This window comes from Mycobacterium sp. NTMscope_Eco_3, from assembly GCF_976985685.1.
Window position 1 is genome coordinate 3,357,013 of record NZ_CDRJYZ010000001.1, and the last position, 22,834, is coordinate 3,379,846.

Below are 22,834 nucleotides of genomic sequence, written 5' to 3' on the forward strand. Positions count from 1 at the left end.
GCGTCAGCGGTGGGCCCGCTGGCCGTCGACCCGGGATGGCTCCTCGGACTTCTCATTCGAAGGCAGCGGTTTGATCATCGTCAACAGCGGGACGCGCAGCGTGAGCCCGCTGGCCAACGGCAGGTGCACGGCGAAGTAGACGACGTGCAACTCCACCCGTGTCTCCCGTAGGGGCTGGGCGTACATGTCCCACCGGAAATCCCGCAGGCGCACCAACCCCCGTGCCACCCCGTTCACGCCCCCGACCTTACTCGCGGGCACAACCCCCCGAGCTAGGAGAGGACGGCCAGCTCCTTGGGGAATTTGGTCAGCAGTTCCGGGGCCTGGGCGCGGCCCTTTTCCGGCACCACCAAGGTGTCCTCGATGCGGACACCGCCGCGGCCGGGCAGGTAGACGCCGGGCTCCACGGTCACCACGGAGTCGCCCAGCAAGGTGCCGGTGGACGTGGCGCCGATGCCCGGCGCCTCGTGGATCTCCAGGCCCACGCCATGGCCCAGGCTGTGGCTGAACTGCTCGCCGTAGCCGGCGTCGGCGATCACCTGGCGGGCCGCGGCGTCCACCCCGCGCAGGTCGGCGCCGGCGTGCAACGCCTCCCGGCCGGCCCGCTGCGAGTCGGCGACCAACTGGTAGATCTCCAGCTGCCAATCGGCGGCCTTGCCGAGCACGAACGTGCGGGTCATGTCGGAGTGGTAACCGCCGACCAGCGCGCCGAAGTCGATCTTGACGAAATCGCCGACCGCCAGCGCCGCGTCGGTGGGGCGATGATGCGGGATCGCCGAGTTCGGCCCCGCGGCCACGATGGTCTCGAACGAGATCCCGTCGGCGCCGTGATCGAGCATCAGGGCCTCCAGCTCCCGGCTGACCTCGCGTTCGGTGCGGCCGGGCCGCAGCCCGCCACGCGCCAACAGGTCGGTGAGCGCGGCGTCGGCGGCCTCGCAGGCCAGGCGCAGCAGAGCGACCTCGCCGGCGTCCTTGACCTCGCGTAACGCCTCGACCGTTCCGGCGGCCTTCACCAGCTCGGTGGGCGCCTTCCGGCCGTCCAGCTCGGCGGCCAGGGCGTCGAATCCATCGACGGTCAGCACGTTGCTTTCGAAACCCAGCTTCCGCGCGCCCGCCTCGGCCGCCTGGCCGACCAGATAGCGTCCCAGCGCGCGTTCGATGGCGACTTCCACGTCCGGCGCCTGTTCGGCGGCCTGGGTTCGGTACCGGCCGTCGGTCGCCAACACGGGCCTTCCCTCGTTGAAATCATCGGCGAACACCAGCAACGCGCCGTTCGATCCGGTGAATCCGGAGAGATAACGGACGTTGACCAGGTCCGTGACCAGCAGCGCATCCAGTCCGCTGGTCTCGAGCTGCGCTCTGAGCCTGTCTCGACGCTGTGAATGTGTCACGGGTCTTGACGGTACTCGCTACGCTTTTGGGCCATGAGTAACTGGATGCTGCGCGGATTGGTGTACGCCGCGGCGATGGTCGTCGTTCGATTGTTCCAAGGTGCGCTGATCAACGCGTGGCAGACGCAGGCTGGTCTGTTCAGCGTGGTGCTGCTGCTTCTGTTCGTCATCGGGGTCGCCGTGTGGGGTGTGCTGGACGGCCGGGCCGACGCCACGGCCAACCGCGATCCGGATCGCCGCGGCGATCTGGCGATGACCTGGCTGCTGGCCGGCCTGGTCGCGGGCCTGCTCAGTGGCGCCGTCTCCTGGCTGATCGCGCTGGTGTACACCGGGCTGTACACGGGGGGGTTGATCAACGAGGTGACGACGTTCGCGGCGTTCACCGCGCTGTGCGTCTTCCTGCCCGGCATCATCGGCGTGACCATCGGCCGCTGGCGGGTGGACCGGCAGTTCGAGAAGACGCCGGAGAAGCACCACGGCCTCGGCGAAAAACACGAGCGGGACGGTGACACGGACGTGTTCTCCGCGGTGCGCGCCGACGACGCTCCCACCGGTGAGATTCCCGCGGCCGGCGCCCACGCCGAGGAGCGGACCGCGGCGGTCGCCACGGCCGAGCGCGAGGGCCCCACCGAGACCATCGCCAAGTCCGAGGACGACCCGAAGACCGAGACCATCCCGACCGCCGGCGAGCCCGGCACGGAGCCGAAAAGGGACTAGCCGGCAGCGTTCGGCGCCGCGGCCAGGTAGCGCAGGGCGAGCAGATAGCCCTGCACGCCCAGACCGACGATCACTCCGGTCGCGACCGGGCTGAGGTAGGAGTGTCGCCGAAACTCTTCGCGCGCATGCACATTCGAGATGTGCACCTCGATCAGCGGCGCGCTCAATTCGGCGCACGCGTCGCGCAGCGCCACCGAGGTGTGGGTCAGGCCGCCGGCGTTGAGGATGACCGGTTCTTTCGCGTCGGCCGCCGCGTGGATCCAGTCCAGTAGCTGCGCCTCGTTGTCGCTTTGCCGCACAACGGCTTTGAGGCCGAGCTCGGTGGCTTCCCGTTCGATCAGCGTCGCCAGCTGCTCATGCGTCGTGTCGCCGTACACGTCGGGCTCGCGCCGTCCCAGCCGCCCCAGGTTGGGGCCATTGATCACCTGCACGTTCACGTTCGCCGTCGTGCTCATGAGACCTCCGCGAGTCCGGCGTACGCCGCCGCCAGCAGCGACGGGTCGGGCCCGGCCAGCCGGCCCGGCTTGGCCAGCCCGTCGAGGACCACGAACCGCAGCACACCGGCGCGCGACTTCTTGTCTCCCGCCATGTATTCCAGCAGCTGCGGCAGCGCGTCGGCGTCGTAGCTGACCGGCAGACCGAGCGCGGACAGGATGGTGCGGTGGCGCTGGGCGGTGGCGTCGTCGAGGCGCCCGGCGAGGCGGGCCAGTTCCGCGGCGAAGACCAGGCCCACCGAGACCGCCGCACCGTGCCGCCATTCGTAGCGCTCACGGCGTTCGATCGCGTGCCCCAATGTGTGCCCGTAGTTGAGGATTTCGCGCAGCTCCGACTCCTTCTCGTCGGCGGCGACGACCTCCGCCTTGACGGCGATCGCGCGGCGGATCAGCTCCGCGAGCACCTCGCCCGACGGATCCACCGCGGCCTTCGGGTCGGCCTCGATGAGGTCGAGGATCACCGGGTCGGCGATGAAACCCGCCTTGACGATTTCGGCCATCCCGGCGACGAGTTCGTTGGGCGGCAACGTCTGCAGCGTCGCGAGGTCGACCAGGACCGCGCGGGGCTGATGGAATGACCCGACCAGGTTCTTGCCCGCGTCGGTGTTGATGCCGGTCTTGCCGCCGACGGCCGCGTCGACCATGCCCAGCAGCGTCGTGGGCACATGCACGATGTCGACGCCGCGCAGCCAGGTGGCCGCCGCGAAACCCGCGACGTCGGTGGCCGCGCCGCCGCCCAGGCTGACCAATGCGTCCTTGCGCCCAATCCCGATGCGGCCCAACACTTCCCACAAGAAGCCCACGACGGGAAGATCCTTGCCGTCTTCGGCGTCCGGGATTTCGATGCGGTGCGCGTCAACGCCCTTGTCCGCCAACCGGCTTCGGATCACCTCGGCGGTCTCCGCCAGCACCGGTTGATGCACGATGGCCACCTTGTGCCGGCCGCCCAGGAGCTCTTCGAGCTCGTTCAGCAAGCCGGTGCCGATGATCACCGGGTACGACGGGTCGACGGCGACCTCGATGGTCACCGGGTCGGGCGTGGTCATATGGCGCCGCTCCTCCCCGTCGCTTCGCTCCGCATCGTCACCGGCGCGGTCATATGGCGCCGCTCCTCCCCGTCGCCGGCGCGGTCATATGGCGCCGCTCCTCCCCGTCGCTTCGCTCCGCATCGTCGCCGGCGCGGTCACGTGGCGGCCCCCGCCGGGGCTTGTAACCGCGAAACGATGTAGCGGACCACCGCGCCGGGGTTGCGCCGGTTGGTGTCGACGCGGATGGTCGCCGCCCGCCGGTACAGCGGGCTACGCTCGGCCATCAACGCGCGGAATTTGTCGGCGCGATCGGGCCCGGCCAGCAGCGGCCGCACCGTGTTCCCGCCGGTGCGGCGGACGCCTTCGGTGGCGCTGATCTCCAGGTAGATGACGGTGTGGCCGGCGAGCGCCTCGCGCACCCCGGCGCTGGTGACGGCGCCGCCGCCCAGGGACAGCACGCCGTCGTGGTCGGCCAGCGCCGCGCGCACCACGTCCTCCTCGATGCGCCGGAATTCCCGCTCCCCGTCGGTGGCGAAGATTTCGTCGATACGGCGCCCGGTGCGCTGCTCGATCGCCGCATCGGTGTCGAGGAAGCCGACGTCGAGCGCCTTGGCGAGCCGGCGCCCGATGGTGGACTTGCCCGACCCCGGCAACCCGATCAGGACCGCTTTGGGCGCCATCACGCGGTGCCCCGGGCGGCCGGCGATTCCCGCTCGGCGACCGCCCTCCGGTAGGCCTCGGCGTTGCGGCGGGTTTCGGCCAGCGAATCGCCGCCGAACTTCTGCAGCGCCGCGCGGGCCAACACCAGCGCGACCATGGCCTCGACCACCACGCCGGCGGCCGGCACCGCGCACACGTCCGAGCGCTGGTGGATCGCGACGGCTTCGTCGCCGGTCGCCATGTCGACGGTGGCCAGCGCCCGCGGCACCGTGGAGATCGGCTTCATCGCCGCGCGCACGCGCAGCGGCTGGCCGTTGGTCATGCCGCCTTCCAGGCCGCCCGCGCGGTTGGTCGAGCGGACCACGCCGTCGGGGCCGGGGTACATCTCGTCGTGGGCGGCGCTGCCACGGCGGCGCGCCGTCTCGAAGCCATCGCCGATCTCGACGCCCTTGATCGCCTGGATGCCCATCACTGCGGCGGCGAGCTGGCTGTCGAGTCGGTTGTCGCCGCTGGTGAACGAGCCCAGCCCGACGGGCAGGCCCACGACCACCACCTCGACCACACCGCCGAGGGTGTCGCCGTCCTTCTTGGCGGCCTCGATCTCGGCGATCATCGCCTCCTCGGCCGCTTTGTCGTACGCGCGGACCGGGCTGGCGTCGATCGCGGCCAGGTCCCCGGGACCCGGCGGCGGGCCGTCGTAGGGCGCCGACGGGCCGATCGCGATCACGTGCGAGAGCACCTCGACGCCCAGCGCCTGCCGCAGGAACGACCGGGCGATGGTCGCCGCGGCGACGCGGGCCGCGGTCTCGCGGGCGCTGGCCCGTTCCAGCACCGGCCGGGCGTCGTCGAAGCCGTACTTGAGCATGCCCGCGTAATCGGCGTGGCCGGGCCGCGGCCGGGTGAGCGGCGCGTTGCGCGCGCTATCCGCCAGCTCCCCCGGGTCGACGGGGTCGGCGGCCATCACGGTCTCCCACTTGGGCCATTCGGTATTGCCGATCTCCACCGCGATGGGCCCGCCCAGCGTGACACCGTGGCGCACCCCGGACAGCACGCTCACCGCGTCCCGTTCGAACGCCATCCGGGCCCCGCGGCCGTAGCCGAGCCGGCGGCGGGCGAGCTGTTCGGAAATGTCGAGGGAGGTGACCTCCACTCCGGCGACCATCTCTTCGAGCACGGCCACCAGCGCACGACCATGCGACTCCCCGGCGGTGATCCAACGCAACACGCGTCCCATCTTCCCATGGCGGCTTCCGAAAGCCGATTCGCGCAGCCTGCGGCCGCGAGGACCCGATGCGCGGACTTTCATCCGCCCTGATTCCAGGGGTGACCACGCGATTCGGTCCGCGGCCGGGCCGGGCCGCCGCGGTCGTATGCCAGCATCTTGTCTGGTGGGTCAATTTCTCTGGTACATACCGAATACCGTCGAGCCCGGCCATCGCGGCGACGACACCGTCGACGGCTGGGGAAGCCTCGACTATTCCGTCGACCTGGCGCAGCGCGCCGAGCAACACGGCTGGGACGGCGCGCTGATCGGCACCGGCTGGGGACGTCCGGACACCTTCACGGTCGCGACCGCAATCGCCGCGCGCACCAACCACTTCGCGCCCCTGGTGGCGGTCCGTCCCGGGTACTGGCATCCGGCGCATTTCGCCAGCGCGGCGGCCACCCTCGACCGGCTCAACGACGGCCGGCTGCTGGTCAACGTCGTCAGCGGCGCCGACGATCCGGCCGCCTACGGCGACGCCGAGGTCGACAAGTCACGCCGCTACGACCGCACGCGGGAATTCATCCGGTTGCTGCGCCGGTTGTGGCGCGAGGACGACGTCACCCACCGCGGCGAGTTCTACACCGTCGAACACTCGACCCTGCAGCCGCGCCCGCTCGGCGCGGCCGAGGGCCGGCACCCGACGCTGTACTTCGGTGGAGCATCGGCGGCCGCCGAGCAGGTCGCCGCGACCGACGCCGACGTCCAACTGTTCTGGGGGGAGCCGCTGGACGGGATCGCCGAACGCATCGACCGGCTGAAGTCGTTGTCCACCAAGCTCGGTCGCGAGCACGCGCCCCTGGAATTCGGCCTCCGGGTCACCACCCTGGTGCGCGACACCTCCGAGCAGGCCTGGCGCGACGCCGAGGCCAAGGTCGCCACCCTGGCCGGAACGCCCACCATGCAGCTGCTGCACGACCCGAAGGGATCCGCGGGCCAGCGGCGGCTGTCCGACCTCGCCGCGCGCGGCGAGGTGCTCGATTCCTGTCTGTATACGACGCCGAGCAAGTACGGCGGGGAAGGCGCCGGGACGACGTGGCTGGTCGGGTCGGCCGCCGAAGTCGCCGCCGCGCTGCGCAAATACGCCGACCTGGGGGTCAGCCATTTCGTGTTTTCGGACACCCCGTACAAGTCGGAGACGGTCCGGCTCGGCGAGGAGCTGTTGCCGCTGCTGCGCCCCGTCGTCGTCGGAAACTGAGGGCCTCACAACAGCGACAGGCCGACCCCCGCCGCGCTGGCCAGACACATGGACGGGCCGTGCGGCACCGTGCGGCCCGACCGCCGCGCCATCGAGACCACCCCGATCAGCACGGTCAGCAGCGGCGCACCCAGCGCCGCCAAAAACCACACGCCGACACCGCACCAGCCGGTCAGCGCGCCCAGGCCGATGGCCAGCTTGACGTCGCCGGCGCCCATCCCGCCCGGCGCCACCCCGTGGACCAGCAGATAGATCGCGGTCAACGCCGCGGCCCCGGCCAGCGCCGGCCACCCACGCCCGGCCAACGCGGCCGCCGCCAGGATCGCGACGGCCCCGGTCAGGGTCAGCGCGTTGGGCAATCGTCGTTCGCGGATGTCGTAGCAGCTCAACGCCGCCAACCAGACCAGCACCAGGCACACCGCCGCAATCCGCATGCGCGGCAGGCTAATCCGAAGCCTCCAGCGCGCAAGCCATGGCCTCGCGGGGCGCGGGCAGCCCGGTGAACTGTTCGACCTGCGCGAACGCCTGGTGCAGCAGCATCTGCACGCCGCTGATCACCCGGCCCCCCGCGGCCGTCACCGCGGCGGCCAGCGGCGTCGGCCACGGATCGTAGACGGCGTCGAGCAGCACACCGATGCCGGACAAGGTGCCCACGTAGCGGGCGGCCACGTCCGCCGGAATGGTGCTGACCAGCACGTCCGCGGCCGCGACCTCGTCGGCCAGCCCGCCGCCGTCGAGGTCGCAGAACCGCGTCGCCACGCCCATCGCGGTTCCCAGCTCCACCAGCCGGGCCGCCTTGTCGGGGTTGCGGGCCACCACGGTGATGCCGCCGACGCCCAGTTGCGCCAAGCCGGCGACGGCTGCGGGCGCGGTGCCGCCCGATCCACAGACCAGCGCCCATCCCCAGGCCGACCCGGTCGACGCGAGCGCCCCCGCAACGCCGTCGATGTCGGTGTTGTCGGCCCGCCAGCCCGTCGGGGTGCGCACCAGGGTGTTGGCCGATCCCACCCGTCGGGCACGCTCGGTGCGCTCGTCGGCGAACGCCAGGGCGGCGAACTTGCCCGGCATGGTCACCGACACCCCGACCCAGTCGGGCCCGAGCCCGCCGACCACCCCGGGCAGCTGGTCGGCGTCGCATTCGATGCGCTCGTAGGTCCAGCCGGTCAGGCCCAGCGCGCGGTAAGCGGCCAGGTGCAGCTGCGGGGATTTCGAGTGGGCGATCGGCTTGCCGAGCACCGCCGCTTTTCTGGGCGCGCCGTCAGCGGGCGGAATCGAGGACACCGTTGTGCTTAGCCAGCTCGATGTTGGCCAGGTGCTGCTGATAATCCTTGGTGAACAGCGTCGTCCCCTGGCCGTCGATGGTGACGAAGTACAACCAGTCACCGGGCTCGGGATGCTCGGCGGCGTTCAGCGCGTCGACGCCGGGCGAACAGATCGCCGTGGCCGGCAGGCCCTGCGACACGTAGGTGTTCCACGGCGTCTTCTGGGCGCGATCGCCGTCGGTGGTGGCCACCTCGCGGCGGTCCAGCGGGTAGTTGACGGTCGAGTCGAACTCCAGCGTGTGGTGCGCGTGCAGCCGGTTATAGATGACCCGGGCGACCTTCGCGAAGTCCTGCGACTTGGCCTCCTGCTGCACCAGCGACGCCACCACCAGGATGTCGTAGGGCGACAGACCCATCGCCTGGGCGGTGTCGACCAGCCCGGACTTCATGTACTCCACCGCCCCGGCGCCGATCAGGTTCGACAGGATGGTCGCGGCCGGCGCGGACGGATCGACGTTGAAGGTTCCCGGCGCGATCAGCCCCTCGATGCGGCGGTGGTCCTTGCCGAGCTCACCGACGGGTTCGGTGGCCCATGGCGGCACCGCCAACGCCAAGGGAGAACTGTTGGCGGCGGCCGCGCGCAGGTCCTGCACGGAGACGCACCGCTGGTTGCCGTCGAAATCCACACAGGTGGCCCGCGAGATCAGGGTGAAGATGCCGGGGTTGACCACGTTGGTCTTCATGTCGGTGGTGTCGTCGAGCTGCCGGCCCTCCGGGATGACCAGCCGGCCCACCCGGCTGTCGGGGTCGGCCAGCCGCGTGACGGCGTTGGCGGCCGGGATCTCGGTGCGCATGCGGTAGAAGCCGGGCTGGATCGAGGAGATCTTGCTGTTGCCGTGCGCGGCGTTGACGAACGCGCGGACGGTCTTGATCACGTGCTCGTTCTGCAGCGTCTCCCCGACCATGGTGGTCGAGTCACCGTCCTTGATCTGAATCACGATGTCGCGCTTGCCGTTTCCGGTGTAGTCGTCACCGGGCCCGAACACGGCGTGCCACAGCTTGCCGCCCGCGAACACGCCCGCCACCACGATCACGGCGACCAGCGCCAGCGCGGTTCGCAGGGCGACCCGCCTCCGCCGGCGGCCGCGCTGCGCCTTATTGCGGGCGGTGCGGCTCGACCTGCGCCCGGGTGGACCCACGGCCTCGGGTTCGGCTCGTTCACGCCGCGCGCTGTCAACCATCGGTGCGCTCCCCCGCCACCGGTCCCGTCAGGGTCGCGCGGCGTTGATCCAACCAACTCTGCAGGATGGCCACCGCGGCCACCTGATCGATCACCGCCCGCTGCTGTTTGGCCCGCACCCCGGCCGCGCGCAGCGATCGCTGCGCGGTCACCGTGGTGAGCCGCTCGTCGGCCAGCCGCACGGGCGTGGGTGCGATGCGGTCAGCCAGCGCGTCGGCCAGCTCGATCGCGTCGATCGCGGACGGGCCGGTCCGGTCGGCCAGCGTGCGCGGCAGCCCGACGACCACCTCGACCGCCTCGAGTTCGGCGACCAGCGCCGCCAGCCGCCGCAGGTGTTTGCCGGAGCGGTCGCGGCGCACGGTCTCCACCGGGGTGGCCAGGATGGCGTCGGGGTCGCTGCAGGCCACGCCGATGCGCACGCTGCCCACGTCGACGCCGAGCCGGCGGCCCCGCCCGGGGTCCTGATCAGGATCGCCGGGCCGGTCGGGCGCGCGGTGCTGTGCGGAAACCACTCAACCGACCCGCGCTATCGCGGCGATCTCGGAGCGGATCGCATCGAGGGCGGCGTCGATGCCGGCCGCATCCTTGCCGGAGCCCTGCGCCAGGTCCGCCTTGCCGCCGCCGCGGCCGTCGACCGCCGCGGCCAGCTGCTTGACCAGGTCATTGGCGCGAAGCCCCAGATCGTGGGCGGCCTGGTTGGCCGCGACCGCATACGGCACGCTTCCGTTTTCGCCCTCGGCGATCAGCGCGACCACCGCGGGATCGCTGCCCAGCTTGCCGCGGATGTCGCCGACCAGCGAGCGCAGGTCGGCCGCCGTCATTCCGCCGGACATGCGCTGCGCCACCACCCGGACGTTACCGATACGCTCCGCGCCCGCCGCGGCGTCGGTGGCGGCGGCCTTCGCGCCGGCCAGCCGGGCGCGCTCGAGTTCCTTCTCCGCCGCCTTGAGACGCTCCACCAGGTTGGCCACCCGGGCGGGCACCTCGTCGGACGGCACCTTCAGCGACGACGCCAGCCCGGCCATCAGCGCGCGTTCCTTGGCCAGGTGCCGGAAGGACTCCAGCCCGACGTAGGCCTCCACCCGGCGCACCCCGGAACCGACCGAGGATTCGCCCAGGATCGTCACCGGCCCGATCTGCGCGGAGTTGTGCACGTGGGTTCCGCCGCACAGCTCCAGCGAGAAGGGCCCGCCGATCTCCACCACCCGCACCTCGTCGGGATAGCGTTCGCCGAACATCGCGATCGCCCCCATCGCCTTGGCCTTCTCGAGCTGCTCGGTGAACGTGTGCACCTCGAAGTCGGCCTGCACGGCCTGGTTGGTCACCTCTTCGATCTGGGTGCGCTGCTCGTCGGACAGGGCGCCTTGCCAGTTGAAGTCGAAGCGCAGATATCCCGGCCGGTTCAGCGATCCGGCCTGAACGGCGTTGGGGCCCAGCACTTGTCGCAGCGCCGCGTGCACCATGTGGGTTCCCGAGTGGCCCTGGGTGGCGCCCCGCCGCCATTGCGGGTCGACCGCGGCGATGACGGTGTCGCCCTCCACGAATTCCCCGGACTCGACGTTGACCCGGTGCACCCACAGGGTTTTGGCGATCTTCTGCACGTCGGTGACCGCGGCGCGGGCGCTTCCGCCGGCGCCCGTCCCGCTGATGGTGCCCTCGTCGGCGATCTGGCCGCCGGCCTCGGCGTAGAGCGGGGTGCGGTCCAGCACGAGTTCGACGCGATCGACCCCCTCGGCGCCGTGCGTGACAACCGGCACCCGCTTCCCGTCGACGAAGATTCCCAAAATCCTTGCCTCGGAAGTCAATTCGTCGAAGCCGGTGAACTCGGTGGGGCCGGCGTCGACCAGTTCGCGGTACGCGGTCAGGTCCGCGTGCGCGTGCTTGCGGGCGGCGGCGTCGGCCTTGGCGCGGCGGCGCTGTTCGGCCATCAGCTCCCGGAAGCCGACCTCGTCGACCTGCAGGCCGGCCTCGGAGGCCATCTCCAGCGTGAGCTCGATCGGGAACCCGTAGGTGTCGTGCAGGGTGAAGGCGTCCGAACCCGAAATCGCCTTCGCTCCTGCGGCTTTGGTGGTTCCGGCGACCTCGTCGAACAGCTTCGATCCCGCCGCCAAGGTGCGGTTGAACGCGGTCTCCTCGGCGACGGCGATGCGCCTGATCCGGTCGAAATCGGCGACGAGTTCCGGATATGAGGGGCCCATCGCGTCGCGCACGGTGGCCATCAGGTCGCCGACGATGGGGCCCTCGATGTCGAGCAGCTTGGCCGAGCGGATCACCCGGCGCAGCAACCGGCGCAGCACGTAGCCGCGGCCGTCGTTGCCGGGAGTGACGCCGTCGCCGATCAGGATGGCGGCGGTGCGGCTGTGGTCGGCGATGACCCGGTAGCGCACGTCGTCGTCGTGGTTGCCTTCTGGACCTGACAAGCCGTATCCGCGCGGCGCCCGTGCGGCCACGGCGTCGATGACCGGGCGCAGCAGGTCGGTCTCGTAGACGTTGTGCACGCCCTGCAGGATGAACGCGACCCGCTCCACACCCATGCCGGTGTCAATGTTCTTGCGCGGCAACGGCCCGAGGATTTCGAAGTCCTCCTTGCCGGTCCCCTCGCCGCGCTCGTTCTGCATGAACACGAGGTTCCAGATCTCGATGTAGCGGTCTTCGTTGACCACCGGGCCGCCCTCGACCCCGAATTCCGGTCCCCGGTCGTAATAGATCTCCGATGACGGGCCGCACGGCCCGGGGATGCCCATCGACCAGTAGTTGTCCGCCATGCCGCGGCGCTGGATCCGCTCTTCGGGTAGTCCGGCGATTTCCCGCCACAGCTGCACGGCCTCGTCGTCGTCGAAATAGACCGTCGCCCAAATTCGTTCGGGATCCAGGCCGTAGCCGCCCTGCTCGACGCTGTTGGTCAGCAGGGTCCACGCCAGTTCGATCGCGCGGCGTTTGAAGTAGTCGCCGAACGAGAAATTGCCGGCCATCTGGAAGAACGTGTTGTGCCGGGTGGTGATACCGACCTCGTCGATGTCGGGGGTGCGGATGCACTTCTGGATGCTGGTGGCGGTCGAGTATTCCGGTGTGCGCGCGCCCAGGAAGTAGGGCACGAACTGGACCATGCCCGCGTTGACGAACAGCAGGTTGGGGTCGTCGAGGATCACCGATGCGCTCGGCACCTCGGTGTGGCCCGCCTTCACGAAATGATCAAGAAACCTTTTCCTGATCTCGTGTGTCTGCACTTTGAAGTCCGCTTCTTCCTTCTACTTCGACGTCTTGTTCCCAGCCTATTCGCCGGGGTATGGGAAGCCCGTCTAACGACGCATTTCGACCGCTCACAGTACCTGCTCCGTGGCGACGGCTACCGGCCCGCTAACCCTCCAGGAAGCTCAGCCGGACCGAGCGTTGCGGGTTGTCGCGGTTCAGGTCGACCAGGACGATGCTTTGCCAGGTGCCCAGCATCGGCTCCCCACCCGAGACCGGAACCGTCACCGACGGCGCGACGAGCGCGGGCATCACGTGGTCGGCGCCGTGGCCCTGGGAGCCGTGCGCGTGCCGGTACCGGTCGTCGCGCGGCAGCAGCCGTTCCAGCGTGTCGACCAGGTCGTCGTCGGAACCGGCGCCCGTCTCGATGATGGCCACCCCGGCCGTCGCGTGCGGGATGAACACGTTGCACAGGCCGTCCCCGCGCGACCAGCAGAACCCGCGCACCGCCTCGGTGAGATCGACGATGCGGCGGCGTGACGTGTCCACGTCCAACACATCGGTATGCATCCGGACCAGCCTACCGGTGCGGGCCCGCCGACCAGCCAATCGTTTGTGAGCGCGACCACATTTGGGCATTGCGGGGCGCAACCCGCCGGAGGAAGGTAATTCATGACCGGTGGCGCCACCGGGGCGCTGCCCCGAACAAAGAGGGGGTGGATCGTGTACGCGCGCTCTACCACAATTCAGGCGCAACCCTCGTCCATCGACGCCGGACTTGCGCATGTTCGCGATGAGGTCATGCCCGCGCTGCACGGTATGCCGGGGTGCATCGGGCTGTCCCTATTGGTCGATCGTCGCTCCGGCCGGTGCATCGCCACCACCGCCTGGGAGAGCGACGAGTCCATGCGCGCCAGCGGTGAAGCCGTGACGGGCATCCGCGATCGGGCGGCAGAAATGTTCGAGGGCACGGCGAACGTCGAGCAGTGGGAGATCGCGGTGCTGCATCGCGACCACCGCGCGCCTGACGGTGCGGGCGTGCGAGCGACGTGGGTCGAGGTGCCGCCGGAGACCATGGACCAAGGGATCGAGTACTACAAGTCGTCCGTCCTGCCCCAGCTCGAAGGCCTCGACGGGTTCTGCAGTGCGAGCCTTCTGATCGACCGCGCCTCCGGGCGCGCCGTGTCCTCGGCGACGTTCGACAGCATCGAGGCGATGGAACGCAACAGGGAGCAGGCAACCGCGCTGAAGAGCTCCTCGATGCAAGAGGCGCGCGCCGAGGAACTCGATGAATGCGAGTTCGAGCTGGCGCTGGCGCACCTCCGGGTGCCCGAGCTGGTCTGATCGAGATGGGCGGTGGGACCGGCCGAACCAGGCATTCGGCCGGTCGCCGATCTGCGCCCCGAAAGCATTGCGGCGCGCTACCGGCAGGAGGAAGGTAGCGGGTGGGACCGGTGGCGCCACCGGGGCGCCGCCCCGATATGGAAGGGGTCGACCGTGTACGCACGCTCCACCACCATCCAGGCGCAGCCGCTGTCGGTCGACATCGGGATTGCGCACGTTCGCGATGTCGTCATGCCCGCCCTCAAGGAGATCGACGGGTGGTTGGGGCTGTCGCTGTTGGTCGACCGGCAGTCCGGCACCTGCATCGCCACCAGTTCGTGGGAGACCATCGAGGCGATGCGCGGCAGCGCCGAGCGGGTCGCGCCCATCCGTGACCGGGCCGCGCTGATGTTCGACGGCAGCGCCCGGGTCGAGGAATGGGACATCGCCCTGCTGCACCGCGACCACCCCTCCCGCCAGGGCGCCTGCGTGCGCGCCACCTGGCTCAAGGTGGTGCCGGATCAGCTGAGCCGCTCCCTGGACTTCTACCGGATGGCGGTGCTGCCCGAGATGGAGGACCTCGACGGGTTCTGCAGCGCCAGCCTGCTGGTCGACCACCCCGCCTGCCGCCGCGCGGTGACCTGCTCGACGTTCGACTCGATGGACGCGATGGCCCGCAACCGCGACCGGGCCACCGAGCTGCGCAGTAGGCGCGTCCGCGAGCTGGGGGCCGAGGTGATCGACGTCGCCGAATTCGAGCTGGCGATCGCCCACCTGCGGGTGCCCGAGCTGGTCTGAGCGCCGGCGCCGCGGGTCAGGGCAGCGCGTCGCCGGGGAAGCCCCGGCAGGCGTGCACCTGGTAGACGAACACCCCCGCCGCCACTCCCGGGTCGTCGGCCATGAGGGCCGCGGTCTCGTCGAGGCTCGCGGCGAAAACACCGATGCCGCAGACGTCGGACTCGTCGGCGACCGGCAGCACCACCGCGAGGACGCCGTCGTCACGCAGTCCGAAGTTGCGCCGGCCGTGCTCCCAGATGATCTCCGCTGACGACTCGTCCCCGAACCTCGGGCCGCGCTTGAGGATGACGACGCTGTATTGCTTGGCGGTGGGCAGCAGTTGGCCCATCTCCTCGTCGGTGAAGGTTTTCATTCCTTCCTCACCCCCGTTTCCTACGGATGATCGCGCGCAGCCGCTCCAGCCGACCCGCCATGTCGCGCTCGAAGCCCCGGCCGGTGGGCCGGTAGTAGTCGGTGCCCACCAGCTCGTCGGGCGGATACTGTTGCGCCGCAACACCATCCGGCTCGTCGTGGGAGTATTTGTAGCCCTGCGCATTGCCCAGCGCCTGGGCGCCCGAATAGTGGCCGTCGCGCAGATGGGGCGGCACGAGGCCGGCCTTGCCCGCCCTGATGTCGGCCATCGCCGCTCCCAGTGCCGTGGTGACCGCGTTCGACTTGGGCGCGGTGGCCAGGTGAATCGTGCAGTGCGCCAACGTGAGCTGGGCCTCGGGCAGGCCGATCAGCGCCACCGTCTGCGCCGCCGCGACCGCCACCTGCAGCGCGGTCGGGTCCGCCATGCCGATGTCCTCGCTGGCCAGGATCATCAGCCGGCGCGCGACGAACCGCGGATCCTCCCCGGCGACGAGCATGCGGGCCAGGTAGTGCAGCGCGGCGTCGACGTCCGAGCCGCGCACCGACTTGATGAAGGCGCTGATGACGTCGTAGTGCTGATCGCCGTCGCGGTCGTAGCGCACAGCGGCTTCGTCGAGGGACTGCTCGATGGCGGTGACCGTCAGCTCGCCGTCGGGTGGCACCGCCTCGGCGGCGACCTCCAGCGCCGTCAGCGCGCGCCGCGCGTCACCCGCGGCCAACCGCACCAGCAGGTCGACGGCCTCGGGCGCGACCGCGACCTGCCCACCCAGGCCGCGCGGGTCGTCGATCGCGCGCTGCACGACGGTGCGGATGTCGTCGGCGCTCAGCGGCCGCAACTGCAGGATCAGCGAGCGGGACAGCAGCGGCGCCACCACCGAGAACGACGGGTTCTCCGTGGTCGCCGCCACCAGCAGCACCACCCGGTTCTCCACCGCGGACAGCAGCGCGTCCTGTTGGGTCTTGGAGAACCGGTGCACCTCGTCGATGAACAGCACCGTCTGCTCACCACGAAGGAGCGCGGTTCGCGCCTTTTCGATCACCGCCCGAACGTCTTTCACGCCGGCCGACAACGCCGAGAGCGCCTCGAACCGGCGGCCGGTCGCCTGTGAGATCAGCGCGGCCAGCGTGGTCTTGCCGCTGCCGGGCGGCCCGTACAGGATGGCCGACGCCACGCCGGAGCCCTCGACGAGGCGGCGCAGCGGTGACCCGGGCGCCAGCAGGTGGTCCTGCCCGACCACCTCGTCCAGCGACGCCGGACGCATGCGGACGGCCAGGGGCGAGCCACTCGACACGCCCAAGCCATGATCGTCTGGCCGCGGCGCGCCGGGCAGGTCAAACAGACCGTCGGACACGGCTTCAGGCATACCACGACGGGCGGACGTCCGCGCCGGCCCCGGCGACCCGCGCGCCCCGGCCGCATCTTTGCTAAGTTCCGGTTTGCCAAGTTCAGCGCGCGTTCCTCTCCGGATAGCAAGGACGGACATGAGCCAACCCCCCGAATATTCAGGCCCGCCGGACCCTCAGGGCGGTAGCGAGAATCCTCCCGGCTATCCCCCACCGCCCGGTTACGGCGCACCACCCCCGCCGCCCCCGGGGTACGGCCCACCCCCGGGTTACGGCGCTCCGCCTCCGGGTTACGGCCCACCCCCGGGCTACGGGCCGCCCCCGGGCTACGGCGCACCGCCTCCCGGCTACGGACCCCCACCCGGCTACGGCGGCCCGCCCACGCCGGCGTTCAGCATCGGTGACGCGTTCGGCTGGGCCTGGAACGCATTCACCAAAAACCCGGTGGCACTGATCGTTCCGGCTCTGGTCTACGGGCTGCTGATCGGCGCCGCCTCGGCCATGGTCGGCCTGAGCCAAAGCGTGGGCACGACGACGAGCGGCTCCGACGACGACTACTTCACCTTCACGGCGAACCTCAACGGCGGCGGAATGACGCTGCTGATCCTCGGCTACCTGGTCGCGTACCTCGTGGGCGCGTTCGCCCAATCCGCGTTCCTGTCCGGCTGCCTGGATCTGGCCGACGGGCGCCCGGTGACGATCGGGAGCTTCTTCAAGCCGCGCAACTTCGGCATGGTGTTCCTGGCCGCGCTGCTGGTCGGCATCCTCACCTCGATCGCCTCGGCGCTGTGCTTCCTGCCGGGCCTGATCCTGGGCATCTTCGCCCAGTTCACCATCCCGTTCGCCATCGATCGGTCGGAGCAACCCATCAAGGCGCTGACCTCCAGCTTCTCCACCGTCACCGCGAACTTCGGCAACGCCCTGCTGGTCTGGCTGGTCGAGCTGGCCCTGTTCGTGGTGGGTGCGCTGGCGTGCGGCGTCGGGCTGCTGGTGGCGGCCCCGGTCGCCTCCCTGATCGGGATTTACGCCTACCGCAAGTTCTCCGGCGGGCAGGTCGCCCCGCCGCAGCAGGCGGGCTACCAACCCGGCCCGGCTCCGGCATAACGCCCGGCGCGCCGGGCCTCCTGGGCCTGTGCCGCGTGCGTACCGTGCAGCAGTAATGGCGTTTGCGGACATGACATTCGGCACCGGTGCGGCCTCGCCCGGCGCCGGCGGCCGCTACGACGCGGACCGGTTGCTGGCCGGCTACCGCGCCGCCCGGGCCCAGGAAGCCCTCTTCGATCTGCGGCACGGCCCGGCGAGCGGCTACGACGAATTCGTCGACCGCGACGGCAACGTGCGCCCCGCGTGGGCCGAGGTGGCCGACGCGATCGCGGAGCGCGGCCGCGCCGGGCTGGACCGGCTGCGCTCGGTGGTGCACGGCCTGATCGACAACGACGGCATCACCTACACGGCCGTCGAACCCGGCGGCCGCGGCCAGGAGCCGAGGCCCTGGCAGCTGGACACCCTGCCGATCGTGCTATCCGCGGCGGACTGGGAGGTGCTCGAGGCGGGGCTGCTGCAGCGGTCCCGGGCGCTCGACGCCGTGCTCGCCGACCTGTACGGGCCGCGCAGCCTGCTCACCGACGGCGTCCTTCCCCCCGAGCTGCTGTTCGCCCATCCCGGCTACGTGCGGGCCGCCAACGGAATCGAGATCCCCGGGCGCCATCAGCTTTTCCTGCACGCCTGCGACGTCAGCCGGCGTCCGGACGGGGCCTTCGTCGTCAACGGCGACCGGACCCAGGCGCCCTCGGGGGCCGGCTACGCGCTGGCCGACCGGCGCGTCGTCGCGCACGCGGTTCCCGACCTCTACGAACGGATCGGGCCGCGGCCGACCACCCCGTTCGCGCAGGCCCTGCGGCTGGCGCTGATCGACGCGGCACCCGACGACGCCCAGGACCCGGTGGTGGTGGTCCTGTCCCCGGGCATCTACTCCGAAACCGCTTTCGACCAGGCCTATCTGGCCACCCTGCTGGGCTTCCCCATGGTCGAGAGCGCGGACCTGGTGGTGCGCGACGGCATGCTGTGGATGCGCTCGCTGGGCACCCTGAAGCGCGTCGACGTGGTGCTGCGCCGGGTCGACGCCGACTATTCGGACCCGCTGGATCTGCGCGCCGATTCGCGCCTCGGGGTGGCGGGCCTGGTGGAAGCGCAACACCGCGGGACGGTGACCGTCGTCAACACGCTGGGCAGCGGGATTCTGGAAAACCCTGGGCTGCAGCGGTTCCTGCCCGCGATGGCCGAGCACCTGCTGTCGGAGACCCTGCTGCTGCCCAGCGCGCCGGCCTACTGGGGCGGCATCGCGGCCGAGCGTTCGCACTTGCTGGCGAATCTGTCGTCGTTGTTGGTGAGGTCGACGGTCGGCGAGAAAACCCTTGTCGGACCGGCACTTTCGTCTCCGCAGCTGGCGCGATTGGCTGCCCAGATCGAGGCGATGCCATGGCAGTGGGTCGGCCAGGAGCTGCCGCAGTTCTCGTCCGCGCCGACCGACCACGCCGGCGTGCTGTCGTCGTCGGGCGTCGGCTTCCGGTTGTTCACCGTCGCCCAGCGGGGCGGTTACGCGCCGATGATCGGCGGCATCGGCTACGTGCTGGCGCCCGGGGACGCCGCCTACACATTGAAAACCGTTGCGGCGAAAGATGTCTGGGTGCGACCCACCGAGCGGGCGCGGGCCGAGGCGATCAGCCCACCGAGCGTGGAACCTCCGGCGAAGACAGCCGCGGGCACCTGGGCCGTCAGCTCCCCGCGCGTGCTGTCCGACCTCTTCTGGATCGGCCGCTACGGCGAGCGCGCCGAGAGCATGGCGCGGTTGCTCATCGTCGCCCGCGACAGGTTCCACGTGTACCGGCACCACCAGCACAGCGAGGAAAGCGAGTGCGTGCCGGTGCTGATGGCCGCACTGGGCCGCATCACCGGAACCGACACCGCGGCGGACGGCGACGGCGATCACGCCGAAATGATCGCCGTCGCCCCCTCGACGCTGTGGTCGCTCACCGTCGACCCGCACCGGCCCGGCTCCCTGGTGCAGTCGGTGGAAGGCCTGGCCCTTGCCGCCCGCGCGGTGCGCGACCAGATGTCCAACGACACGTGGATGGTGCTGGCCGCGGTGGAGCGCGCGCTGGCCCTCGACAGCGAGCCGCCGGAGTCGCTCGCCGAGGCCGACGCCGCGCTGACCCGGGCGCAGGCCCAGACGCTGGCCGGGATGCTGACCCTGTCGGGCGTGGCCAACGAGTCGATGGTGCGCGACGTGGGCTGGACGATGATGGACATCGGCAAGCGGATCGAACGCGGCCTGTGGCTGACCGCGCTGCTGCAGGAGACGCTGACCGTGGTGCGCGGCGCCGCCGCCGAACAGACCGTCATCGAGTCCACCCTGGTGGCGTGCGAGTCCTCGGTCATCTACCGTCGCCGCACGGCGGGCAAGGTCAGCGTGGCCGCCATGGTCGAGCTGACGCTGTTCGACGCGCAGAACCCGCGGTCGCTGCTGTACCAACTGGACCGGCTGCGCACCAATCTGAAGGACCTGCCCGGCTCGTCGGGGTCGTCGCGCCCGGAGCGGCTGGTGGACGAGATCGGCACCCGGCTGCGCCGATCCCATCCCGCGGTGCTGGAACGGGTCAGCGACGACGGGCGGCGCGCCGAGCTCGCGGGCCTGCTCGGCGCGGTCCACGCCGGGCTGCGCGACCTGGCCGACGTCATCACCACCACCCAGCTGGCCTTACCCGGTGGGATGCAACCACTTTGGGGTCCCGACGTGCGCCGGGTGATGCCCGCCTAGCCGTACGACGATGCACCCCGCGAGGCGGGGTGAGGAGGAGTGCGGCAATCCCGCCTAGCCGTACGACTTTCACGCGTTCGATGTCTCCCGCTCCGCGGCGATGCCGTGGTAGCGGTGTGGATCGGGCAGTCGCCGACGCCGCACCATGTGCACCAGCGCCAGGACCGAGAGCGTCGCGGCATAGATGCACCACAGTGACGCGAACGCCTGCACGTAGAGGACGGCGACCACCGTCAGCCCCACCAGGTTGGCTATCCCGAACACCACGATGGAGCGATAGCCCGACAGCACCGCCGGCCCGATGACGGCGATGATGTAGAGCGCCGCCCACACGTAGCCGTCGTGAACGGCGGTCTGGTACTGCAGCGCATGGGGGCACCTCGTCACTTTGACTGGTTCGGTGAGCACGATGACAGCCAGATACGCCGACACGACGGTGCCGAGCACGGCAAAAGGCGCCACCCGTAGCCGGGCACCGCGCGGCTCCAGCATCAAGATCGCCCACGGAACCCAGGCGGGAAGCAGCGGCAGCGCGATGAAGACATAGGCAAGCATCGCCAGGTGGGCCATCCCGGGGGAGACAACTTCGTTGGGCCACACCGCCGCCTCGATGAACTGATGGACCGAGAACACCGTCGGCAGCAAGGCGAAGGGCACTTCGCGCCAGTGCTTCACCTCGCGCAGTGTTGCCACGGCGACCGGCACGAGGGCGGCGCCCACCACCAGATCCGCCGTCATCGAGAAGCACATCGCTAACCCGCCACCGACGCGGGGCCCCGGGACTCCGACGTCGCCTCGTCGACGACGGTGTGGATGAACTTCATCTTCTCGAGCACCGCGGTCGGCAGCACGAACGGGTACAGGTCGTCGTGCCCCATCGACCGGTTCACCATGTTCAGTGACCACGACAGCGGCAGCCACATGTCGATGATCGTCTGAAATGCGCTGGGCCCCAGGGCCGGCCGGTCGAAGGTGGCCGAGGCCGCCGCCAGTCCGCACCACGCCGAGGTGTCCAGCGCGTCCCGGATGTGCAGGTAGTGGGCGAACGTCTCGGCCCAGTCCTCGCTCGGGTGCATGGTGGCATACGACGAGACGAAGTCGTTCTGCCAGCCCTCGGGCGCGCCCTCGCTGTAGTGGCGGTCGAGCGCCTCGGAGTAGTCGGCGTCGGGGTCGCCGAAGAGCTCGTTGAACCGCTCCAGGTGTTCGCGGTAGGGGGCGACCAGCCGGTAGAAGTAGTAATGCCCGATCTCGTGGCGGAAGTGCCCCAGCAGGGTCCGGTACGGCTCGTCCATTTCGACCCGCAGCTGCTCGCGATGCACGTCGTCACCCTCGGCCAAATCGATGGTGATGACCCCGTTCGCGTGCCCGGTCATCACGTTTTCGTGTGCGCTGGACAACAGCCGGAAGGCCAGCCCGTAGTCGGGGTCCTTGTCACGCCCGACGATCGGCAGCTTCAGCTCGTGCAGCTCGGCGATCAGCCGTCGTTTGGCCGCCTCGGCCCGGGCGAATTCGGCCAGCCCGACGGTGTCGGCGTCGTTGGGCCGTTCGGCGGTCAGCGCACACGACGTGCACAGCAACCGCGGGGTGTTGACCGGGACCAGCCAATTGCATTCGGCCACTTGAAGATTGGCGCACAACTGGTACTCGCTGGCGGGCACGACACCGGCGTGCTCGGTTGACTCGCCGTCGGAGATCACCAGCAGCGCCATCTGCTCAAGCGAAAAGCCTAGCGCGCTACCGCAATTCAGGCACGTCGAGTTCTCGAACGTCAGGCGCTGGCCACAGTTGGGGCAGGTGAAGTCACGCATGCGAGAAGTCGCCTTCAATGGGGTCTGAGTAGGGCACGACGTCGACGGCGACGTCGATGACACTGTGCCGCGAGTCGGTGTAGATGATGCCGCGCAGCGGCGGGACGTCCGCGTAGTCGCGGCCGCGTCCCACCACGATGTAGCGCTCGTCGACCATCTGGTCGTTGGTGGGATCGAGCCCCAGCCACTCGAATTGGCCGGGGTCCTGCGGAGTCCACACCGCGGCCCAGGCGTGCGTGGCGTCGATGCCGATCATCCGATCCTTTCCGGGGGGCGGGTCGGTGGCCAGGTAGCCGGACACGTAACTGGCCGCCAAACCGTTGGCGCGCAGGCAGGCGATCGCCAGCCTGGCAAAGTCTTGACATACCCCCTCCCGGGCCGCCAGAACCTCCTTGACCCCGGTGGAAATCGTCGTCGACCCCGACCGGTACGTGAAGTCGGTGAAGATCCGCGACGCCAGGTCGCGCAGCACCTCGATCAACGGGCGTCCGGGCGTGAAGCTGGGCGCGGCGTACTCGCGGACCTCGTCGGTGATCTCCGGCGGATTCAGGTCCAGGGTGAACTCGGTTGCCAGCGCCCCGGCGCGGCCCGCCGGCCGGGCCTCCTCCCAGGGCTTCAGCGCCGCCCCGCCGGAGTACAGGCCCGGCGCCGGCGGATAGACGTCGACGACGGAATCGCTGACCACCGTCAGGACGGTGTGCGGCTCGGTCACGTGGAAGTAGGAGCTGATGTTCCCGTAGGTGTCCGTGCTGGTGGAGCTGTCGGCGGGAGCCGGCTCGATGATCAGCCGATGCGCGACGCGACGCTGCCGCAGCGAGTCGCGCGGGGTCAGGAAGCCGCGACCGTACGAGCTGGTCACGACGTTGGAATAGCGGTATTCGGTGCGGTGGGTGACTCGATGCCGGCGGGCGGCCCCGGCGTCAGCTTCAGACACAAGGCTGATCAGATCA

23 protein-coding genes are annotated in these 22,834 nt (G+C 70.3%); 6 read left to right on the forward strand and 17 right to left on the reverse strand.

The features are described from left to right. Positions 1-3: 3 nt before the first annotated feature. Together AC0KTM_RS15090 and AC0KTM_RS15095 are read right to left on the reverse strand one after the other, a co-directional pair. Positions 4-237 carry a hypothetical protein gene (locus tag AC0KTM_RS15090; RefSeq protein ID WP_225328464.1) on the reverse strand — a complete coding sequence of 78 codons (234 nt, stop codon included), beginning with the start codon at positions 235-237 and terminating at the stop codon, positions 4-6. Positions 238-272: 35 nt separating this feature from the next. Then, a complete protein-coding gene (locus AC0KTM_RS15095; protein ID WP_238956294.1) occupies positions 273-1,391 on the reverse strand; it encodes a M24 family metallopeptidase in 1,119 nt (372 codons plus the stop codon). A 33-nt stretch (positions 1,392-1,424) separates the two neighbouring features. Between AC0KTM_RS15095 and AC0KTM_RS15100 the strand changes: the two genes are divergently transcribed. Next, a complete protein-coding gene (locus tag AC0KTM_RS15100) occupies positions 1,425-2,108 on the forward strand; it encodes a B-4DMT family transporter (protein WP_225328466.1) in 684 nt (227 codons plus the stop codon). On the opposite strand, the gene aroQ is transcribed toward AC0KTM_RS15100, so the two are convergent. The 4 genes from aroQ to aroC form a co-directional block, all read right to left on the reverse strand. Continuing rightward, positions 2,105-2,563: a type II 3-dehydroquinate dehydratase gene (gene aroQ, locus AC0KTM_RS15105; protein ID WP_225328467.1), complete on the reverse strand. Its 459-nt coding sequence runs from the start codon at positions 2,561-2,563 to the stop codon at positions 2,105-2,107. The genes AC0KTM_RS15100 and aroQ overlap by 4 nt on opposite strands. Beyond that, complete coding sequence (aroB, locus tag AC0KTM_RS15110; protein ID WP_225328468.1) at positions 2,560-3,648, reverse strand: 3-dehydroquinate synthase; 1,089 nt, start codon at positions 3,646-3,648, stop codon at positions 2,560-2,562. Before aroB ends, aroQ begins: the two co-directional genes overlap by 4 nt. Positions 3,649-3,785: 137 nt before the next feature. Next, a complete protein-coding gene (locus AC0KTM_RS15115) occupies positions 3,786-4,310 on the reverse strand; it encodes a shikimate kinase (protein WP_238956296.1) in 525 nt (174 codons plus the stop codon). Beyond that, the gene (gene aroC, locus AC0KTM_RS15120; RefSeq protein ID WP_225328496.1) at positions 4,310-5,515 is read right to left on the reverse strand and encodes a chorismate synthase; all 1,206 of its coding nucleotides are present in this window, start codon (positions 5,513-5,515) and stop codon (positions 4,310-4,312) included. Before aroC ends, AC0KTM_RS15115 begins: the two co-directional genes overlap by 1 nt. Positions 5,516-5,660: 145 nt before the next feature. On the opposite strand from aroC, the gene AC0KTM_RS15125 reads away from it, so the two are divergent. Further along, a complete protein-coding gene (locus tag AC0KTM_RS15125) occupies positions 5,661-6,752 on the forward strand; it encodes an LLM class flavin-dependent oxidoreductase (protein ID WP_472416038.1) in 1,092 nt (363 codons plus the stop codon). Positions 6,753-6,757: 5 nt separating this feature from the next. Here the strand turns inward: AC0KTM_RS15125 and AC0KTM_RS15130 are convergent, their stop codons facing one another. The 6 genes from AC0KTM_RS15130 to AC0KTM_RS15155 form a co-directional block, all read right to left on the reverse strand. After that, positions 6,758-7,186, reverse strand: a complete 429-nt coding sequence (locus AC0KTM_RS15130; RefSeq protein WP_225328471.1) for a prepilin peptidase — start codon at positions 7,184-7,186, stop codon at positions 6,758-6,760. 10 nt (positions 7,187-7,196) lie between these two features. After that, positions 7,197-8,033: a shikimate dehydrogenase gene (locus tag AC0KTM_RS15135; RefSeq protein ID WP_472416040.1), complete on the reverse strand. Its 837-nt coding sequence runs from the start codon at positions 8,031-8,033 to the stop codon at positions 7,197-7,199. Continuing rightward, positions 8,011-9,255, reverse strand: coding sequence for an endolytic transglycosylase MltG (mltG, locus tag AC0KTM_RS15140; protein ID WP_225328472.1), 1,245 nt, complete (start codon positions 9,253-9,255; stop codon positions 8,011-8,013). Before mltG ends, AC0KTM_RS15135 begins: the two co-directional genes overlap by 23 nt. Then, positions 9,248-9,766, reverse strand: coding sequence for a Holliday junction resolvase RuvX (gene ruvX / locus AC0KTM_RS15145; RefSeq protein WP_472416042.1), 519 nt, complete (start codon positions 9,764-9,766; stop codon positions 9,248-9,250). The genes mltG and ruvX overlap by 8 nt, the downstream gene beginning before the upstream one ends. Continuing rightward, positions 9,767-12,481, reverse strand: a complete 2,715-nt coding sequence (gene alaS, locus AC0KTM_RS15150) for an alanine--tRNA ligase (protein WP_225328474.1) — start codon at positions 12,479-12,481, stop codon at positions 9,767-9,769. A 130-nt stretch (positions 12,482-12,611) separates the two neighbouring features. After that, on the reverse strand, positions 12,612-13,001 hold the full coding sequence (locus AC0KTM_RS15155; RefSeq protein ID WP_225328498.1) for a secondary thiamine-phosphate synthase enzyme YjbQ: 390 nt from the start codon (positions 12,999-13,001) through the stop codon (positions 12,612-12,614). A gap of 165 nt (positions 13,002-13,166) precedes the next feature. On the opposite strand from AC0KTM_RS15155, the gene AC0KTM_RS15160 reads away from it, so the two are divergent. After that, a complete protein-coding gene (locus AC0KTM_RS15160; RefSeq protein ID WP_225328499.1) occupies positions 13,167-13,787 on the forward strand; it encodes a putative quinol monooxygenase in 621 nt (206 codons plus the stop codon). 153 nt (positions 13,788-13,940) lie between these two features. Further along, positions 13,941-14,564: a hypothetical protein gene (locus tag AC0KTM_RS15165; RefSeq protein WP_225328475.1), complete on the forward strand. Its 624-nt coding sequence runs from the start codon at positions 13,941-13,943 to the stop codon at positions 14,562-14,564. A 16-nt stretch (positions 14,565-14,580) separates the two neighbouring features. Here AC0KTM_RS15165 and AC0KTM_RS15170 read toward each other — a convergent pair whose 3' ends face one another. Further along, positions 14,581-14,916 (reverse strand): hypothetical protein, encoded by a 336-nt coding sequence (locus AC0KTM_RS15170; RefSeq protein WP_225328476.1) that lies wholly within the window; start codon positions 14,914-14,916, stop codon positions 14,581-14,583. Between the two features lie 7 nt (positions 14,917-14,923). Then, complete coding sequence (locus AC0KTM_RS15175) at positions 14,924-16,279, reverse strand: replication-associated recombination protein A (protein WP_225328477.1); 1,356 nt, start codon at positions 16,277-16,279, stop codon at positions 14,924-14,926. 118 nt (positions 16,280-16,397) lie between these two features. Here AC0KTM_RS15175 and AC0KTM_RS15180 point away from each other — a divergent pair, with 118 nt between their 5' ends. Beyond that, positions 16,398-17,363, forward strand: a complete 966-nt coding sequence (locus AC0KTM_RS15180) for a hypothetical protein (protein WP_238956302.1) — start codon at positions 16,398-16,400, stop codon at positions 17,361-17,363. Positions 17,364-17,418: 55 nt separating this feature from the next. After that, complete coding sequence (locus AC0KTM_RS15185; RefSeq protein ID WP_472416044.1) at positions 17,419-20,076, forward strand: circularly permuted type 2 ATP-grasp protein; 2,658 nt, start codon at positions 17,419-17,421, stop codon at positions 20,074-20,076. A gap of 69 nt (positions 20,077-20,145) precedes the next feature. On the opposite strand, the gene AC0KTM_RS15190 is transcribed toward AC0KTM_RS15185, so the two are convergent. Genes AC0KTM_RS15190 through AC0KTM_RS15200 form a run of 3 tightly spaced genes read right to left on the reverse strand, consistent with a single transcriptional unit; the run spans position 20,146 to position 22,830 of the window. Beyond that, the gene (locus tag AC0KTM_RS15190) at positions 20,146-20,814 is read right to left on the reverse strand and encodes a DUF6629 family protein (RefSeq protein WP_472416046.1); all 669 of its coding nucleotides are present in this window, start codon (positions 20,812-20,814) and stop codon (positions 20,146-20,148) included. A gap of 14 nt (positions 20,815-20,828) precedes the next feature. Further along, positions 20,829-21,884 carry a zinc-binding metallopeptidase family protein gene (locus tag AC0KTM_RS15195; protein ID WP_472416048.1) on the reverse strand — a complete coding sequence of 352 codons (1,056 nt, stop codon included), beginning with the start codon at positions 21,882-21,884 and terminating at the stop codon, positions 20,829-20,831. Then, positions 21,877-22,830 (reverse strand): transglutaminase family protein, encoded by a 954-nt coding sequence (locus AC0KTM_RS15200; RefSeq protein ID WP_238957322.1) that lies wholly within the window; start codon positions 22,828-22,830, stop codon positions 21,877-21,879. The genes AC0KTM_RS15195 and AC0KTM_RS15200 overlap by 8 nt, the downstream gene beginning before the upstream one ends. Positions 22,831-22,834 lie beyond the last annotated feature (4 nt).